13 protein-coding genes, 1 rRNA gene and 2 pseudogenes are annotated in these 15,996 nt (G+C 68.2%); 11 read left to right on the top strand and 5 right to left on the bottom strand.

The window, feature by feature from the left end; genetic code table 11:
- The first annotated feature begins 225 nt into the window (after nt 1-225).
- A complete protein-coding gene (locus OHB56_RS10090) occupies nt 226-2,748 on the top strand; it encodes an FHA domain-containing protein (RefSeq protein WP_406358991.1) in 2,523 nt (840 codons plus the stop codon).
- A 113-nt stretch (nt 2,749-2,861) separates the two neighbouring features.
- Here OHB56_RS10090 and OHB56_RS10085 read toward each other — a convergent pair whose 3' ends face one another.
- Complete coding sequence (locus OHB56_RS10085; RefSeq protein WP_406352757.1) at nt 2,862-3,608, bottom strand: transglycosylase SLT domain-containing protein; 747 nt, start codon at nt 3,606-3,608, stop codon at nt 2,862-2,864.
- Between the two features lie 465 nt (nt 3,609-4,073).
- Between OHB56_RS10085 and OHB56_RS10080 the strand changes: the two genes are divergently transcribed.
- The 3 genes from OHB56_RS10080 to OHB56_RS10070 all read left to right on the top strand — a co-directional run bounded on the left by OHB56_RS10080 (nt 4,074) and on the right by OHB56_RS10070 (nt 6,353).
- The gene (locus OHB56_RS10080; RefSeq protein WP_326751942.1) at nt 4,074-5,255 is read left to right on the top strand and encodes a GAF domain-containing sensor histidine kinase; all 1,182 of its coding nucleotides are present in this window, start codon (nt 4,074-4,076) and stop codon (nt 5,253-5,255) included.
- The gene (locus OHB56_RS10075; RefSeq protein ID WP_406352754.1) at nt 5,248-5,889 is read left to right on the top strand and encodes a response regulator; all 642 of its coding nucleotides are present in this window, start codon (nt 5,248-5,250) and stop codon (nt 5,887-5,889) included. Before OHB56_RS10080 ends, OHB56_RS10075 begins: the two co-directional genes overlap by 8 nt.
- Before the next feature lie 218 nt (nt 5,890-6,107).
- Nucleotides 6,108-6,353, top strand: a complete 246-nt coding sequence (locus tag OHB56_RS10070) for a chaplin (RefSeq protein WP_326751940.1) — start codon at nt 6,108-6,110, stop codon at nt 6,351-6,353.
- Between the two features lie 128 nt (nt 6,354-6,481).
- Here the strand turns inward: OHB56_RS10070 and OHB56_RS10065 are convergent, their stop codons facing one another.
- Nucleotides 6,482-7,270, bottom strand: coding sequence for a hypothetical protein (locus OHB56_RS10065; protein ID WP_406352752.1), 789 nt, complete (start codon nt 7,268-7,270; stop codon nt 6,482-6,484).
- Between the two features lie 151 nt (nt 7,271-7,421).
- Here OHB56_RS10065 and OHB56_RS10060 point away from each other — a divergent pair, with 151 nt between their 5' ends.
- The 3 genes from OHB56_RS10060 (at nt 7,422) to OHB56_RS10050 (ending at nt 9,950) form a co-directional block, all read left to right on the top strand.
- On the top strand, nt 7,422-8,219 hold the full coding sequence (locus tag OHB56_RS10060; RefSeq protein ID WP_326751938.1) for an ABC transporter ATP-binding protein: 798 nt from the start codon (nt 7,422-7,424) through the stop codon (nt 8,217-8,219).
- Nucleotides 8,220-8,383: 164 nt separating this feature from the next.
- Nucleotides 8,384-8,815 carry an NfeD family protein gene (locus OHB56_RS10055; protein WP_326751937.1) on the top strand — a complete coding sequence of 144 codons (432 nt, stop codon included), beginning with the start codon at nt 8,384-8,386 and terminating at the stop codon, nt 8,813-8,815.
- A gap of 181 nt (nt 8,816-8,996) precedes the next feature.
- Complete coding sequence (locus OHB56_RS10050; protein WP_055596026.1) at nt 8,997-9,950, top strand: SPFH domain-containing protein; 954 nt, start codon at nt 8,997-8,999, stop codon at nt 9,948-9,950.
- 104 nt (nt 9,951-10,054) lie between these two features.
- Here the strand turns inward: OHB56_RS10050 and OHB56_RS10045 are convergent, their stop codons facing one another.
- The 3 genes from OHB56_RS10045 to OHB56_RS10035 all read right to left on the bottom strand — a co-directional run bounded on the left by OHB56_RS10045 (nt 10,055) and on the right by OHB56_RS10035 (nt 12,121).
- Nucleotides 10,055-10,561, bottom strand: coding sequence for an HNH endonuclease (locus OHB56_RS10045; protein ID WP_055573809.1), 507 nt, complete (start codon nt 10,559-10,561; stop codon nt 10,055-10,057).
- 194 nt (nt 10,562-10,755) lie between these two features.
- Complete coding sequence (locus tag OHB56_RS10040) at nt 10,756-11,295, bottom strand: YbhB/YbcL family Raf kinase inhibitor-like protein (protein ID WP_326751936.1); 540 nt, start codon at nt 11,293-11,295, stop codon at nt 10,756-10,758.
- A gap of 43 nt (nt 11,296-11,338) precedes the next feature.
- Nucleotides 11,339-12,121 (bottom strand): sporulation protein, encoded by a 783-nt coding sequence (locus OHB56_RS10035; protein WP_326751935.1) that lies wholly within the window; start codon nt 12,119-12,121, stop codon nt 11,339-11,341.
- Between the two features lie 162 nt (nt 12,122-12,283).
- Between OHB56_RS10035 and OHB56_RS10030 the strand changes: the two are divergent.
- From OHB56_RS10030 to OHB56_RS10015, 4 genes and pseudogenes are all read left to right on the top strand, one after another.
- Nucleotides 12,284-12,541: pseudogene (locus tag OHB56_RS10030) on the top strand (DNA-3-methyladenine glycosylase); the annotation flags it as partial.
- Nucleotides 12,542-12,555: 14 nt separating this feature from the next.
- Nucleotides 12,556-13,167 (top strand): DNA-3-methyladenine glycosylase, encoded by a 612-nt coding sequence (locus OHB56_RS10025; protein ID WP_326751934.1) that lies wholly within the window; start codon nt 12,556-12,558, stop codon nt 13,165-13,167.
- A 255-nt stretch (nt 13,168-13,422) separates the two neighbouring features.
- Nucleotides 13,423-13,808 (top strand): annotated as a pseudogene (locus OHB56_RS10020) (DNA-3-methyladenine glycosylase); the annotation flags it as partial.
- Between the two features lie 615 nt (nt 13,809-14,423).
- A 16S ribosomal RNA gene (locus tag OHB56_RS10015) occupies nt 14,424-15,953 on the top strand.
- Nucleotides 15,954-15,996 lie beyond the last annotated feature (43 nt).

Genomic DNA, 15,996 nt, shown 5'->3' with positions numbered 1-15,996 from the left:
CCGCTCCCGCGGCGAGGTGGCCGCGCGTGTCCCCCTCGCGTGGTTTACCACTCTCCGGCCCGGTTTCCACACCGTCAACGGCGGCGGTCGAAGCGTCGGGCGCCCGCTTCGCAAGGCCCGACTACCGGTCGGAGGGCCGAGCCTGAAATAGTTCCCCCCGATGTTCGACATCCCTAGACTCCCTGCGATGGGGGAAATTCGGGGGACAACTCAGTGGGGCATGGAGTGCCGGAACTCGTACTGGAATCAAACGGACGGACCTGGACGCTCGACCCGTCCAGGTCGTACACCCTGGGCCGCGATCCGCAGGGGGACGTCGTGGTGGACGATGCCAGGGTGTCCTGGCGTCACGCCACGATCAGCTTCAACGGCCGCAGTTGGGTCGTCGAGGACCATGGGAGCACCAACGGCACGTTCGCGCAGGGGCAGCGGATCCATCATCTGGAGATCAGCTCCGACACGGCGCTGAACCTGGGCAACGCGAACGACGGGCCGCGGGTGACCCTGTCCGGCGCCGCGGCCCCGGCCGCCTCGCCGCAGCCGCAGCAGCCGTACGCCGCGCAGGGGGTGCAGGGCGCGGCCCCGGGCTGGGTCCAGCAGGGGCAGCAGCAGGCGCAGGCGCAGGGCGGCTGGCAGCAGCCCGCGCAGCCGCCGCAGCAGCAGCCCGCGCCGCACGTGCCGCAGCAGCAGGGTCCCGGGGGCGCCGCGGGGGCGGCGCCGATGTACGGCGACCGCAGTCCGACCACGTTCCACCAGTTCTCGCTCGGCCGCGTGATGCGGATCGGCCGTGCCCTGGAGAACGACCTGGTCGTCTCCGACCTGCAGGTCTCCCGCAACCACGCCGAGTTCCACTCGACGCCCGACGGTCGCATGGAGATCCGCGACCTGGGCTCGCACAACGGCACCTACGTCAACGGTATGCCGATCGCCAAGGGCGGGACGCAGCTGCTCGGCCCGACCGACATCGTCGGCGTCGGCCACTCGACGTTCCGGATCGTCGGTGACCGGCTCGAGGAGTTCGTCGACACCGGTGAGGTGTCCTTCTCCGCCCGGCACCTGACCGTCACGGTCGACGGCGGCAAGCAGATCCTCAAGGACGTCTCCTTCGGCGTGCCCGAGAAGTCGCTGATCGCGGTCATCGGCCCGTCCGGCTCCGGCAAGTCGACCCTGCTCAAGGCGCTCACCGGCTACCGGCCGGCCGACCAGGGCGAAGTCCTCTACGACAACCGGAACCTCTACAAGCAGTTCGCCGAGCTGCGCCAGCGCATCGGTCTGGTCCCGCAGGACGACATCCTGCACAAGGAGCTGACCGTCAAGAAGGCCCTCACGTACGCGGCCAAGCTCCGCTTCCCGGCCGACACCACGACCGCCGAGCGCGATGCCCGCATCGACGAGGTACTGCGCGAGCTGAAGCTCGACATCCACAAGGGCAAGAAGGTCACGTCCCTCTCCGGCGGTCAGCGCAAGCGGGTCTCGGTGGCACTGGAACTGCTCACCAAGCCGTCGCTGATCTTCCTGGACGAGCCGACCTCGGGCCTCGACCCGGGCATGGACCGCGATGTCATGCAGCTGCTGCGCGGACTCGCCGACGACGGGCGCACCGTCCTCGTCGTCACCCACTCCGTGGCCGAGCTGGCGATCTGCGACAAGCTCCTGGTGATGGCACCCGGTGGCTCGGTCGCCTACTTCGGTCCGCCCGACGAGGCGCTGAACTTCTTCGGCTACGACACCTGGGCCGACGTCTTCTCCGCATTCGAGAACTACCGCGACTACGACTGGGCGGGCCGCTGGAAGGGCTCGCAGCACTACCAGATGTACGCCGCGGACATCGACGCGGTCGCGCCGCAGTCCGTACCGGCCCCCCAGATGCAGACGCTGCGGCCGCCGAAGCCGCAGAGCTGGATGTCGCAGTTCGTCACACTGGTACGCCGTTACGTCTCGGTGATCGTCTCCGACAAGGGCTTCCTCGCCCTGACGGTGATCCTGCCGGCCGTCCTCGGCGCGGTCAGTCTGCTCATCGACCCCGACAGGGGACTGCTGCCGAACGCGCCCAACCAGGCCGGCCAGATCACTCCCAACGGCACCGCCGCCACGGTCCTGCTGATCCTCGCGGTCGGCGCCTGCTTCGCCGGCGCCGCGAACTCCGTACGTGAGCTGATCAAGGAACGGGTCATCTACGAGCGGGAACGTGCCACGGGACTGTCCCGTTCGGCGTATCTGATGTCCAAGGTGTTCGTGCTCGGCATGGTCACCGTGCTGCAGGGCCTGCTGGTCGGCGTCATCGGTTTCTCCAGCCGGGAGCTCCCCGAGGAGGGACTGGTCCTCGGCGGCTTCACCCTGCTCGAGCTGTCCATCCCGATCATGGCGCTGGGCTTCACCTCGATGATGTTCGGCCTGATCATCTCCGCGCTGGTGAAGACCGCCGAGAAGACCATGCCGCTGCTGGTGATGTTCGCGATCATCCAGGTCGTGTTCACCGGCTGCCTGTTCGCGCTGCACGGCACGGTCGGCGTCAACCAGTTCTCGTTCCTGATGCCGTCGCGCTGGGCGGTCGCCGCCTCCGGTGCCACGCTGGACTTCAACCTGATCAGCCCGCCGGAGACGCCGGGCGACCCCGATCCGCTGTGGGAGCACACCGCCGGGACCTGGCTCATGGACATGGGCGCGCTCATCGCCCTCGGCGTGATCTGCGGCTTCTTCGTGGCCCGCTTCCTGCGCCGGCACGAGCCCGAGGTCATGCGCAAGTAACCGGAGCGGCCGCCCGCGCGCCGTACGCCCCGAAGGGCGGCACCCTGTCAGGAGGGTGCCGCCCTTCGGCGTGTCCGTTCGCGCCAGGTCGTGTGAAGAGGTCCGCGCCGACCTCAGTACGCGCTGTAGACGTTGTCCATGGAGCCGTACCGGTCGGCCGCGTAGTTGCAGGCGGCGGTGATGTTCGCGACCGGGTCGTAGATGTTCTTCGACGTGCCCGGGACGTGGTACGCCGTGAACGTCGGCGGGATCACCTGCAGCAGACCCTTGGACGGGATGCCGTTCTGGGCGTTGATGTCCCACAGGTTGATGGCCTTCGGGTCGCCCGAGGACTCCCGGATGATGTTGCGGTGGATGCCCTCGTACGAGCCCGGGATACCACGCTTGTTCATGATGTCCAGGGACTCACGGATCCAGCCGTCGAGGTTGTCGGCGTAGTTCTCCTGGGCGGGCTTGCCGGTGTCGACGCGATTGCCGCCCCAGTGGCGGTCGCCGGAGCGGCTGGCCGCTTCCTCGGTCTCGCGCTCCTGCTCGGCCTTCTTCTTCGCGTCGGCCGCGTCGGCCTTCTTCTTGGCCGCGGCGTCGGTGGCTGCCTGCTTCTTCGCCGCGATCAGCTCGGTCTTCACACCGGAGCCGGCCAGCTGGTCGGTGATGGTGCCCTTGACGTCCTTGATCGGTTCGGTGCTGTACGAGATCCGCGCGGCGGGGGCCGCCTCGCTCGTGGTGGTCGTCGAGGCGTCGCTCGGCGTGGCCGAGAAGCCGATGGCGGCGGCACCGAGAGCGGCGACACCGGCGACGGCGATCTTGTGATGGCGGTTCAACGCACGGGCATGACCACGGGTGAGGAAGTTCTTCGACATGAGTGGGAGACCTCTTCGACTAGCGCGGAGGTCGCTCAACGTCCGGTGGGGACATGGTTTCTTCCGGCACGAACGCCGTGGGGGGACAACCCACGGCGCTGAGCGACGGGAGCCATTCTTAGCGGCCGCAAAATGGCGGGGCAAAGGTGTGACGTACTAAGGCGGATAGTGGATCAGGGTAGGGGCATGAGGGACGAATCGGACATGCGCCCCGCCGAGATGCCCCTTTTTTCTCTCCTATCCACCTTCGTACGTGATGCACGTCCTATGCCCGGCCTCACACCGGACCTCTGTGGTCCTCACCGAGGGTTGCTGAAGCAAGCCGTTCCGTGAGGGGTCTCGGCCGGTACTGCGAGAGGCCGTCGGAGAGCTCCCGGCAGGCCCGAGGTCCTACGACCTTGGGCCCGGGCCACCGCCGTCACCGGACGGATCCGCGGTGGCGGGACCCGCCGGTACCGTGAGGACATGAGCCACGGTCCCCCGTCCGGCCTCGCCGCGGTGAGCACCGCGCTGCTGGCCATGAGCAGGCACCTCGAGGTGCGCGACGTCCTCAAGACGATCGTCGCCTCGGCGCGTGAGCTGCTCGACGCCCAGTACGCCGCACTCGGCGTCCCCGACGACCACGGCGGCTTCGCCCAGTTCGTCGTCGACGGTGTCAGCGACGGACAGTGGAAGGCCATCGGTCCCCTTCCGCGCCAGCACGGCGTTCTCGCCGCGATGCTGCGCGAGGACGGACCTCAGCGCCTCGCCGACGTGCGCAAGGACCCCCGCTTCGGGGGCTGGCCCAGCGCCCACCCCGACCTGGTCGACTTCCTGGGCCTGCCCATCCGCGACGGCGACGAGGTCATCGGCGCCCTCTTCCTCGCCAACAAGCTGAGGCCCGCGGAAGGACACCCGCCCCAGACCCCGGGAGGTCCCGAGCCGGACGGCACCTGCGGATTCACCCAGGACGACGAGGACGTCCTCGGCATCCTGGCCCAGCACGCCGCGATCGCCCTCACCAACGCCCGGCTCTACGAGCGCAGCCGCGAACTGACCATCGCCGAGGAACGCTCCCGTCTCGCACACGAGCTCCACGACGCCGTCAGCCAGAAACTGTTCTCCCTGCGCCTCACCGCTCAGGCGGCCGCCCGCCTCGTGGACCGCGACCCCTCCCGGGCCAAGGGGGAACTCCAGCAGGTCGCCGCACTCGCGGCCGAGGCCGCCGAGGAACTGCGCGCCGCGGTCGTCGAGCTGCGCCCCGCAGCCCTGGACGAGGACGGCCTCGTCGCCACCCTCCGCACCCAGGTCCAGGTCCTCGACCGCGCGCACAGCGCGCGTGTGACCTTCACCGCCCGCGGTGTGCGCGCCCTGCCCGCCACCCAGGAGGAAGCGGTGCTGCGCGTGGCGCAGGAGGCGCTGCACAACGCGCTGCGGCACGCGGAGGCCGACCATGTCGACGTCACCCTGGAACGCCGTGGCAGCGGCGCCGTCCTGCGGGTCGCCGACGACGGCAAGGGCTTCGACCCGGGAATCATCCGCCGCGCGGGACGCCATCTCGGCCTGGTCTCCATGCGCGACCGGGCGAGCGGGGTCGGCGGCAGCCTGACCGTGGAATCGGAGCCCGGCAAGGGCGCCGCGATCGAGATGGAGGTTCCCGGTGGCTGACGCGATCAGGGTGCTGCTGGTCGACGACCACCAGGTGGTCCGTCGGGGCCTGCGCACCTTCCTGGAGGTGCAGGACGACATCGAGGTCGTCGGCGAGGCCGCGGACGGCGCCGAAGGAGTCGCCCTCGCCGGCGAACTGCGGCCCGACGTGATCCTGATGGACGTCAGGATGCCGGGCATGGACGGCGTGGAGGCCCTGCGCCGGCTCCGCGAACTGGACCATCGCGCGCGCGTGCTGATCGTCACCAGCTTCACCGAGCAGCGCACCGTGGTCCCGGCCCTGCGCGCGGGCGCCGCCGGATACGTGTACAAGGACATCGACCCCGATGCGCTCGCCGGCGCCATCCGCTCCGTGCACGCCGGGCACGTCCTCCTCCAGGCCGAGGTCGCCGGGGCCCTGCTGGCCCAGGAGGAGACCCACTCCGGTCAGGGCCGCGCCGGTTCGCTCACGGAGCGGGAACGCGAGGTGCTCGGCCTCATAGCGGACGGACGCTCCAACCGGGAGATCGCCCGCGCCCTTGTGCTCTCCGAGAAGACCGTGAAGACCCACGTCTCGAACATCCTGATGAAACTCGACCTGTCGGACCGCACCCAGGCCGCCCTGTGGGCCGTGCGCCACGGGCTGAGCACCTGAGCCCGAGCCCCTCAAGCGCTTCCGGACACCCGAGTGCTCGACCAGCTGCCCGGCGGCCGGGCACATGACGTCCGGCGCCGGGCGGATGGTTCCCCTCCGGTCCGAGATTCATACCGTCGTGGGAATGTCACCCGGATGGCGCATCCTTCTTCGGCCCCCGCCGTTGTCCCGTACATACCGCGGCGCCTGCCGCGGGGACCGCGAGGAGGGCTCGGAAAGTGAAGAACCTGAAGAAGGCAGCGGCCGTGACGATGATGGCCGGCGGACTGCTGGCCGCCGGTACGGGCATGGCCTCCGCCACCGACGGCGCGCACGCCGACGGCACGGCCGTGGGCTCCCCGGGCGTCGTCTCGGGCAACGTCATCCAGGTCCCGGTCGACGTCCCGGTCAACGTGTCCGGCAACAGCGTCAACGTGATCGGCCTGCTGAACCCCGCCTTCGGCAACGTGGCGGTCAACGGCTGACGCCCGTCACCCCACCGGTGACGCCCCCGGCTTCCCGGCCCCACCCGGGAGGCCGGTCGGCGTTGTCACCGCCGCCCGGGGCACCGGGGCCACAAGGATCGTTCCCCCGGTCACCGACCGACCGGTACTCACCCGACGCCCCGCTCCCGCTCCTCCACCACGGAGTTGTACGCGGCGACCTGCGCCCGCCGGGCCGTCCGCTCCACCGGACGCAGAGCCTCCCCTCGGGCCGCCATCTCCGAGGCGCTCACCGCGCCCCCATGCCCGTTCGCGCGGGCCAGCGAGACCAGCGCCCCGACCCGCTGCGCCAGCTCCAGCACCCGCACCGCCCGCGGCGGATATCCCGGCGCCAGCACCTGACACCCCGGCTCCGCCCGCGCCCGGTAGGCGTCGATCGCCGCCTCGGCCACCGGCCCCGACCCGGCCACGTCCAGCCGCGTCAGGACCTCGGTCGCCTCCCGCAGCGCCTCCGCCAGCTCCCGCTCCGCCTCACCGAGGGAGGGCACATCGGCGGGCGGGGCCTCCCGCACCGGCAGGCAGTGCCAGACGACCTCCACATGCACATCACCCTCGGGCCCGGCCTCCCACACCCGGGGCACCAGCCCCAGGGCGGTCCCGTGACCGACCACCGCCTCCCCGGCCTCCAGCGCCCGCGCGTTGAACTCGGGCGGCCCGCTCAGCCCCAGCGGATGCCCCGGCGTGGGCAGCGCGATCCGCAGCCCGGTCGCCCCGAGCGCCCGCAGCCGTCCGAGCGCCAGCGTGAGGCCCACCGGCGCGGGCTCGCCCGGCAACCCCTCCACCCGGTGCACCGCGTCGTCGCCGACGATGGCGAGCACGGCGTCATCAGGCGAGACAAGACCGTAGAAAAGGGCATTTCCCCATGAGGTGAGACGTCCTGAACGTGGTTCCGAGAGCATGCCCCCACCCTAAGGACCGGACCGATGGGATGTCCGGGCCGACCGGTGGCGTAGATTTCATGGAGGGCTGCGCCCACGGGGGCGGCGGACCGATCACAGGCGTACGAGACAGCCGAGACCCGGCCACACTGCAAGGGGAGACAACGCGCTCATGAGCGAGGTTCTGGAGCTTCAGGACGTATCCGTGGTCCGCGAGGGCCGGGCTCTGGTGGACCAGGTGGCCTGGTCGGTCAAGGAGGGTGAGCGCTGGGTCATCCTCGGCCCCAACGGCGCGGGCAAGACCACGCTCCTCAATATCGCCTCCAGCTACCTGTTCCCCAGCAACGGCACCGCCACCATCCTCGGCGAGACCCTCGGCACCCCCGGCACCGACGTCTTCGAACTGCGCCCGCGCATCGGCATCGCCGGCAACGGCATGGCCGACAAGCTCCCCAAGAACCAGACGGTCCTGCAGACCGTACTGACCGCCGCCTACGGCATGACCGCCGGCTGGCAGGAGGAGTACGAGGAGATCGACGAACAGCGCGCCCGCGCCTTCCTCGACCGTCTGGGCATGTCCGAGTTCGTGGACCGCACGTTCGGCACCCTCTCCGAGGGCGAGCGCAAGCGCACCCTCATCGCCCGCGCGCTGATGACCGACCCCGAACTGCTGCTCCTCGACGAGCCCGCCGCCGGCCTGGACCTCGGAGGACGCGAGGACCTCGTACGCCGCCTCGGCCGCCTCGCCCGCGACCCGATCGCCCCCTCCATGGTCATGGTCACGCACCACGTCGAGGAGATCGCCCCCGGCTTCACCCACGTGCTGTTGATCCGTCAGGGCAAGGTCCTCGCCGCCGGCCCGCTGGAACTCGAGCTCACCTCCCGCAACCTCTCCCTCTGTTTCGGCCTCCCGCTGGTCGTGGAGCAGGTCGGCGACCGCTGGACCGCGCAGGGCCTCCCGATGGTCTGAGGCCGACGGCCCGAACCGGCCCTGCGCGGAGGAGAGTTCAGGGAACAGGTCCGGGGACTCCGGGACGCGCCGGGACACGGCCCCCTCAAAAACCGGGCCGAGAAGGCCCGTTCACACCCCGGGCGCTCTGTCGGTGACCGGGTGCGTGGTCCTACCATGACCATGTGGACATCGATGCATGGCTCTGGTGGCTGATCGGTGCGGCTGTACTCGGCATCGCGCTGGTGATCACCGCGATGCCCGAACTCGGCATGCTCGCGGTGGGCGCCGTCGCCGCCGCGGTGGTCTCCGGAATCTTCGGTGGCGGCGCCGTGCTCCAGGTCGTGGTCTTCGCCGTCGTCTCGACCGCTCTCATCGCCGTCGTACGGCCCATCGCGAAGCGACAGCGCACACAACGCCCCCCACACGCCACCGGCGTGGACGCCTTGAAGGGCAGGCAGGCGGTCGTACTGGAGCGGGTGGACGGCTCCGGAGGCCGGATCAAACTCGCCGGCGAGGTCTGGTCGGCACGCGCCCTCGACTCCGGCCATGCCTTCGAAGTCGGCCAGGAAGTGGACGTCGTGGAGATCGAGGGAGCCACGGCGATCGTCATGTGACCGCACGACCGACCGCCCGACCTGCGCGGTCGACCTCGTACGACGTGCTCCCGCGGGACAGCAACTGGACCGAACAGCCAGCGAGTTGCACTACGGTCTGGCAGACTCGACCAGCAAGATCTTCCACAGGCATAGGATCTTCCGAAGGCGCCGAGACGAAGAAGGGTACGGGGAACCGACGATGGAACCGGTCATCATCGTTCTGATCATCCTGGTGGTGTTGGTCTTCATCGCCCTGATCAAGACGATCCAAGTCATCCCGCAGGCAAGCGCGGCCATCGTCGAGCGCTTCGGCCGCTACACACGCACACTCAACGCGGGCCTCAACATCGTCGTCCCGTTCATCGACACCATCCGCAACCGGATCGACCTGCGCGAACAGGTCGTCCCCTTCCCGCCGCAGCCGGTGATCACCCAGGACAACCTGGTCGTCAACATCGACACCGTCATCTACTACCAGGTGACCGACGCGCGGGCCGCCACCTACGAGGTCGCCAGCTACATCCAGGCGATCGAGCAGCTCACCGTCACCACCCTGCGCAACATCATCGGCGGCATGGACCTCGAGCGCACCCTGACCTCCCGCGAGGAGATCAACGCGGCCCTGCGCGGTGTCCTCGACGAAGCCACCGGCAAGTGGGGCATCCGCGTCAACCGCGTCGAGCTCAAGGCGATCGAGCCGCCCACCTCCATCCAGGACTCGATGGAGAAGCAGATGCGCGCCGACCGTGACAAGCGCGCCGCGATCCTCCAGGCAGAAGGTGTCCGGCAGTCCGAGATCCTGCGCGCCGAGGGTGAGAAGCAGTCCCAGATCCTGCGGGCCGAGGGCGAGGCCAAGGCAGCGGCCCTCAGGGCCGAGGGCGAGGCCCAGGCCGTCCGGACGGTCTTCGAGGCGATCCACGCGGGCGACCCCGACCAGAAGCTGCTCTCCTACCAGTACCTCCAGATGCTTCCGAAGATCGCCGAGGGTGACGCCAACAAGCTCTGGATCGTCCCCAGCGAGATCGGCGACGCGCTCAAGGGCCTGTCGGGCGCCATGGGCAACTTCGGTGGCTTCGGCGGTGGCGGCCAGGGCGGTGGCAACGGCAACTCGGGCACCATCCCGGAGCGCCGGGAGAAGCCCTCCATAGACTGAGCCCGACGACGGGCGGTAGGCGAACGGCAGTACGCGACCGGCATACGGCGGGGCCCGCTTCCCTCGGGAAGCGGGCCCCGCCGTATGCGTACGAGAAGCAGGCTCTAGGCCGCGGGCTGAGCCAGCCATTCCGGGAGCGCGTCCAAGTCCTCCCGCCCCAGCGCCAGCAGCATCGCGTCCGCCGGAGTCGGCTCGAACGGCTGCCGCAGCAGTGGCATCCCCGCCTGCTCCGGAGTCCGGTTCGCCTTGCGGTGATTGTCCTCCGCGCACGAGGCCACCGTGTTCAGCCAGGTGTCCTGACCACCGTGCGACCGCGGCACCACGTGGTCCACGGTGGTGGCCCGCCGCCCGCAGTACGCGCACCGGTTCCGGTCGCGCACCAGAACACCCCGCCGCGACCACGGCGCCCGTCTTCGGAACGGCACCCTGACGTATTGGCAGAGCCTGATCACCCGAGGCGCCGGTATGTCGACCGCGGCTCCCCGCATCCGCAGCTCGGGGTGGGCCTGCTCGACGACCGCCTTGTCCTGGAGCACCAGAACGACGGCTCGGTTCAAGGTGACCGTCGACAACGGCTCGAAGCTCGCGTTCAGTACCAGCGTGTCCCGCATACCAGCCCACCTTCCGTGCCCACCGGCCCACCCCTCGGCGGACTGGGATCAACTCTGGCCGGGCACGCCGAGATGGACAACGCAATATCTGCTGCTTCACGGGAGGTGTCCCCGTCCCCGGCAACAAAAATGCCCGCCCCTGATCAATTCCAAGACCAGGGGCGGGCAAACGTTCCGTGAACGCCGGGATCGGGTCAGGAGCCGGCGGGCACCTCGTACTCACCGATCAGCCGGGCCCGCGCGAGCGTGTGGAACCGCAGGTTGAAGCCCACGACCGCAGGGGACGCGTCCGAGTCCGGACCGAGCTTCTCCTGATCCACCGCGTACACCGTGAACACATACCGGTGCGGTCCGTCACCGGGCGGCGGCGCCGCACCGCCGAAGTCCTTGGTGCCGTAGTCGTTGCGCGCCTGAATCGCGCCCACGGGCAGCCCTTCGAACGCGCCGCTGCCCGCACCGGTCGGCAGCTCGGTCACCGAGGCCGGGATGTCGAACACCACCCAGTGCCAGAACCCGCTCCCCGTAGGGGCGTCCGGGTCGTAGCAGGTCACGGCGAAGCTCCTGGTCTCCGGCGGGAAGTCCGTCCAGCGCAACTGCGGCGAGGTGTTGCCGCCCGCCTTCACCTGGGCCTCCCGGAGCGTCGCGCCCTCCTCGACCTCCCTGCTCGTCACCGTGAACGACGGTACGGGCGGGTGGAAGTCATGGGGGAGCGGACGCCGCTCGAGCTCGGTCACCTCGGTACCTCCTGCTGATCGCCTACGTTCGGTGGAACCGAGCCTAGAACCAGTTCCGCCTGCTGCCGACCTCGGACAGCCACTGGTTGAGGTAAGCGGCCCAGTCGGTGCCCTGGTAGTCGTTCAGCCCCACCTTGAAGGACCGGAAGGTGTCACTGCCCTCACTGAACAGACCGGGCTTCTTGTCCATCTCCAGCACGACGTCCATCGCCTGGTCGTCGGCCACGAAGGTCAGCTCGACCTGCTGCAGCCCGTGGTACTGCTGCGGCGGGAAGAACTCGATCTCCTGGTAGAACGGCAGCCGCTGGCGCGTCCCCCGGACGTGGCCGCGCTCCATGTCCGCGCTCTTGAACCGGAAGCCCAGCTGGATGAACGCGTCCAGGATCGCCTTCTGCGCCGGCAGCGGGTGCACACTGATCGGGTCCAGGTCACCGGAGTCCACGGCCCGTGCGATCGCCAGCTCCGTGGTCACACCGATGTTCATCCCGCGCAGCGACTGCCCGTCGATCATCGTGATCGGAGTCTCCCAGGGGATCTCCAGCCCGAACGGGACCGCGTGGACGGCGCCGGCCTCGAGTTCGAAGGCGCCACCGAGTCGAGACTTGGCGAACTCGATGTTCTGCTTGTACTCCTCGTCGCCGCTCTCGACCTCGACCTTGGCCTGCAGACCGACCGACAGACCCTCGATCTGCTGATTCACGGACCCGCCCTGGATCCGCACCTCACCCTGGACGACCCCACCCGGAACGACGTTGACCTCGTGCAGCACCGTCTCGACCGAAGCCCCGCCGGCTCCCAGGCTCGCGAGCAGCTTCTTGAACGCCATGTCTCTCCCCTTGTCGTTCTCTATCGCGTCGTCGCCACATGTGGACCTACGACCCCTAACAACGCGATCCGGCTCCGGCCGGTTCCGTGTCCGTCACCCTTGCAAGTGCGGCGCCCTGTGACCACCCCGTGGCCGAACCCGCCTGGAGTACTCTCGGACGCCATGATCGCGAGCCCCGACCGTACGCCCCTGCCCAGGGAGTTCTTCGACCGCCCCGTCCTCGAGGTCGCCCCCGACCTGCTCGGCAGGCTCGTCGTGCGTGCCACGCCGGACGGTCCGATCACCCTCCGTCTGACGGAGGTCGAGGCCTACGACGGCCCCAACGATCCCGGCTCCCACGCCTACCGGGGCCGCACCGCCCGCAACGGCGTGATGTTCGGTCCGCCCGGCCATGTGTACGTCTACTTCACCTACGACATGTCAAGGCGGTCGGCATGAACGTTGCCCTCCTCGCTCGCCCTGCTGAAAAAGTCGCCCCCGGGCTGCTCGGCGCCATCCTCACCCACGAGGCCCCCGAGGGAACCGTGAGCATCACCATCACGGAGACCGAGGCGTACTCCGGTTCGGCCGACCCCGCCTCCCACGCCTACCGAGGCAGGACACCCCGAAACGCCGTCATGTTCGGACCCGCGGGACGCCTGTACGTCTACCGGTCCCACGGTCTCCACTGGTGCGCCAACATCGTCACCGGGGCAGACGGCATCGCTACAGCTGTCCTCATCCGGGCAGGCAGGGTCATCGAAGGGCAAGACCTGGCCCGCACGCGGCGAGGGAGCAAGGTCGAGAGTGCACGTCTCGCGCGGGGCCCGGGGAACTTCTGCCGAGCGCTCGGCATCACGGCAGAGCACAACGGCGCAGACCTATTGGCAGGCGCCTCGGTCGCGCTGTCCGAGGGGGAGCCGGTACCCGCGGCACTCATCCGGGTCGGTCCTCGGGTAGGCGTGAGCAAAGCCCACGACTGGCAGCACCGCTTCTACCTCGCCGGTGATCCAACGGTCTCGGCGTACCGACTGAGCCCGAGAGCCAAGCCGTCCGGCGGAGCCTGAGCCGCTGTGCGCCTCACTCGCGGCTCGCCGGTGAGTCGGCGCGGTTGGGTCCGAAGGTGCGCGATCGCTCGCGAGCATGGCGCGTGACGTGTTCCCGGCCGGCCGGGTGACTGTCGATGTGAGCCGACTCGGGCCGGAGGGCCTCGGGGTTGGGCTGAGCCTGGCGTAGACAATCGCTCGCACCGTCTGTCTCTCCTGCCTGGTGTCGCCTTGCCGATGGTGCTACGACATACATGCTCAATGCGTTACCTACACATCTGGTTCTGCATGAACCTGGTGTGCGGGCCCGCGAACCGGGCGAGCGGGGTACTCCTGCGGGCCGGTGAGATCGTCGAGGGCGCCGAGCTCGCCCGTACCCGCCGGCTCTCGGCCCGCAACGACAAGGAACTGGCCAAAGGCCCGGCCCGCCTGGCGACGGCCCTGGACGTGGACCGTTCCCTGGACGGTACGGACGCCTGCGCCTCGGGCGACACTCCGCTACGGGTCCTCACGGGCACCGTTGCCCCGCCGACCAGGTACGCAACGGCCCACGCACCGGAGTCCCCGGCGATGGAGCCGTGCACCCCTGGCGCTTCTGGGTCGCCGACGACCCCACGGTGAGCCCGTATCGGGCCCACGCCCCGAAGCGCCGACGAGGTTGACTCCGCCTTGGAAGGTGCGTAGTGTGGTCCGAGCCGCTGAACCGGGTACGGCATTCGCCTGCAGCCGGAAGCGGTCAACCCACTACTCAAGATCACCCTCAAAAGGGTCGAATTCGTCATGTTCTCATGTCCGAATTTCGAACCGATGAAGCCCGATTGTGAATCGAGCGAGGGAATCGGCTAACGTAGTGAACGTCGAAAGGCCGACGGGTGAAAACCCAAAGCATTCCGACGATCCTATCGACTGGGAATCAGGCCCGAAAGAGTCTGATAAAGTCGGAGTCGCCGGAAAGGGAAATCGCGAAATGCGGGACCCGGGAAGGCGAACAGCCCGAGGAAATCGGATCGGAAAGATCTGATAGAGTCGGACACGCAGGACCGAAGGGAAGCGCCCGGAGGAAAGCCCGCGAGGGTGAGTACAAAGGAAGCGTCCGTTCCTTGAGAACTCAACAGCGTGCCAAAAATCAACGCCAGATATGTTGATACCCCGTCTTCGGCCAGCAGGCCGGGACGAGGTTCCTTTGAAGAACAACACAGCGAGGACGCTGTGAACGGTGGGGCCCATTCCGCCCGACCGTTCCGCTCTCGTGGTGTTCTCCCGATCACGGGAAAGCATTCACGGAGAGTTTGATCCTGGCTCAGGACGAACGCTGGCGGCGTGCTTAACACATGCAAGTCGAACGATGAAGCCCCTCGGGGTGGATTAGTGGCGAACGGGTGAGTAACACGTGGGCAATCTGCCCCTCACTTCGGGACAAGCCCTGGAAACGGGGTCTAATACCGGATGATATCCCCGCCCGCATGGGCGGGGGTTGAAAGCTCCGGCGGTGAGGGATGAGCCCGCGGCCTATCAGCTTGTTGGTGAGGTAACGGCTCACCAAGGCGACGACGGGTAGCCGGCCTGAGAGGGCGACCGGCCACACTGGGACTGAGACACGGCCCAGACTCCTACGGGAGGCAGCAGTGGGGAATATTGCACAATGGGCGCAAGCCTGATGCAGCGACGCCGCGTGAGGGATGACGGCCTTCGGGTTGTAAACCTCTTTCAGCAGGGAAGAAGCGCAAGTGACGGTACCTGCAGAAGAAGCGCCGGCTAACTACGTGCCAGCAGCCGCGGTAATACGTAGGGCGCGAGCGTTGTCCGGAATTATTGGGCGTAAAGAGCTCGTAGGCGGCCTGTCGCGTCAATTGTGAAAGCCCGGGGCTTAACCCCGGGTCTGCAGTCGATACGGGCAGGCTAGAGTGTGGTAGGGGAGATCGGAATTCCTGGTGTAGCGGTGAAATGCGCAGATATCAGGAGGAACACCGGTGGCGAAGGCGGATCTCTGGGCCATTACTGACGCTGAGGAGCGAAAGCGTGGGGAGCGAACAGGATTAGATACCCTGGTAGTCCACGCCGTAAACGGTGGGCACTAGGTGTTGGCGACATTCCACGTCGTCGGTGCCGCAGCTAACGCATTAAGTGCCCCGCCTGGGGAGTACGGCCGCAAGGCTAAAACTCAAAGGAATTGACGGGGGCCCGCACAAGCAGCGGAGCATGTGGCTTAATTCGACGCAACGCGAAGAACCTTACCAAGGCTTGACATACACCGGAAACGTCTGGAGACAGGCGCCCCCTTGTGGTCGGTGTACAGGTGGTGCATGGCTGTCGTCAGCTCGTGTCGTGAGATGTTGGGTTAAGTCCCGCAACGAGCGCAACCCTTGTCCCGTGTTGCCAGCAAGCCCCTTCGGGGGTGTTGGGGACTCACGGGAGACCGCCGGGGTCAACTCGGAGGAAGGTGGGGACGACGTCAAGTCATCATGCCCCTTATGTCTTGGGCTGCACACGTGCTACAATGGCCGGTACAATGAGCTGCGATACCGCGAGGTGGAGCGAATCTCAAAAAGCCGGTCTCAGTTCGGATTGGGGTCTGCAACTCGACCCCATGAAGTCGGAGTTGCTAGTAATCGCAGATCAGCATCGCTGCGGTGAATACGTTCCCGGGCCTTGTACACACCGCCCGTCACGTCACGAAAGTCGGTAACACCCGAAGCCGGTGGCCCAACCCCCTCGTGGGGAGGGAGCCGTCGAAGGTGGGACTGGCGATTGGGACGAAGTCGTAACAAGGTAGCCGTACCGGAAGGTGCGGCTGGATCACCTCCTTTCTAAGGAGCACTTCTCGCCGGGTTCGCCCGGCCAGAGGCCAGT

The organism is Streptomyces sp. NBC_01635, from assembly GCF_045209715.1.
GTDB classification, from domain to species: domain Bacteria; phylum Actinomycetota; class Actinomycetes; order Streptomycetales; family Streptomycetaceae; genus Streptomyces; species Streptomyces hirsutus.
This window is presented reverse-complemented; position numbering and strand designations above follow the sequence as displayed.

What these genes read in the sequence shown, in the direction of transcription:
- OHB56_RS10085 (WP_406352757.1), bottom strand. Translation starts at nt 3,608, where the DNA reads ATGTCGAAGAACTTCCTCACCCGTGGTCATGCCCGTGCGTTGAACCGC.
- OHB56_RS10080 (WP_326751942.1), top strand. Translation starts at nt 4,074, where the DNA reads ATGAGCCACGGTCCCCCGTCCGGCCTCGCCGCGGTGAGCACCGCGCTG.
- OHB56_RS10065 (WP_406352752.1), bottom strand. Translation starts at nt 7,270, where the DNA reads ATGCTCTCGGAACCACGTTCAGGACGTCTCACCTCATGGGGAAATGCC.
- OHB56_RS10060 (WP_326751938.1), top strand. Translation starts at nt 7,422, where the DNA reads ATGAGCGAGGTTCTGGAGCTTCAGGACGTATCCGTGGTCCGCGAGGGC.
- OHB56_RS10050 (WP_055596026.1), top strand. Translation starts at nt 8,997, where the DNA reads ATGGAACCGGTCATCATCGTTCTGATCATCCTGGTGGTGTTGGTCTTC.
- OHB56_RS10045 (WP_055573809.1), bottom strand. Translation starts at nt 10,561, where the DNA reads ATGCGGGACACGCTGGTACTGAACGCGAGCTTCGAGCCGTTGTCGACG.
- OHB56_RS10035 (WP_326751935.1), bottom strand. Translation starts at nt 12,121, where the DNA reads ATGGCGTTCAAGAAGCTGCTCGCGAGCCTGGGAGCCGGCGGGGCTTCG.
- OHB56_RS10025 (WP_326751934.1), top strand. Translation starts at nt 12,556, where the DNA reads ATGAACGTTGCCCTCCTCGCTCGCCCTGCTGAAAAAGTCGCCCCCGGG.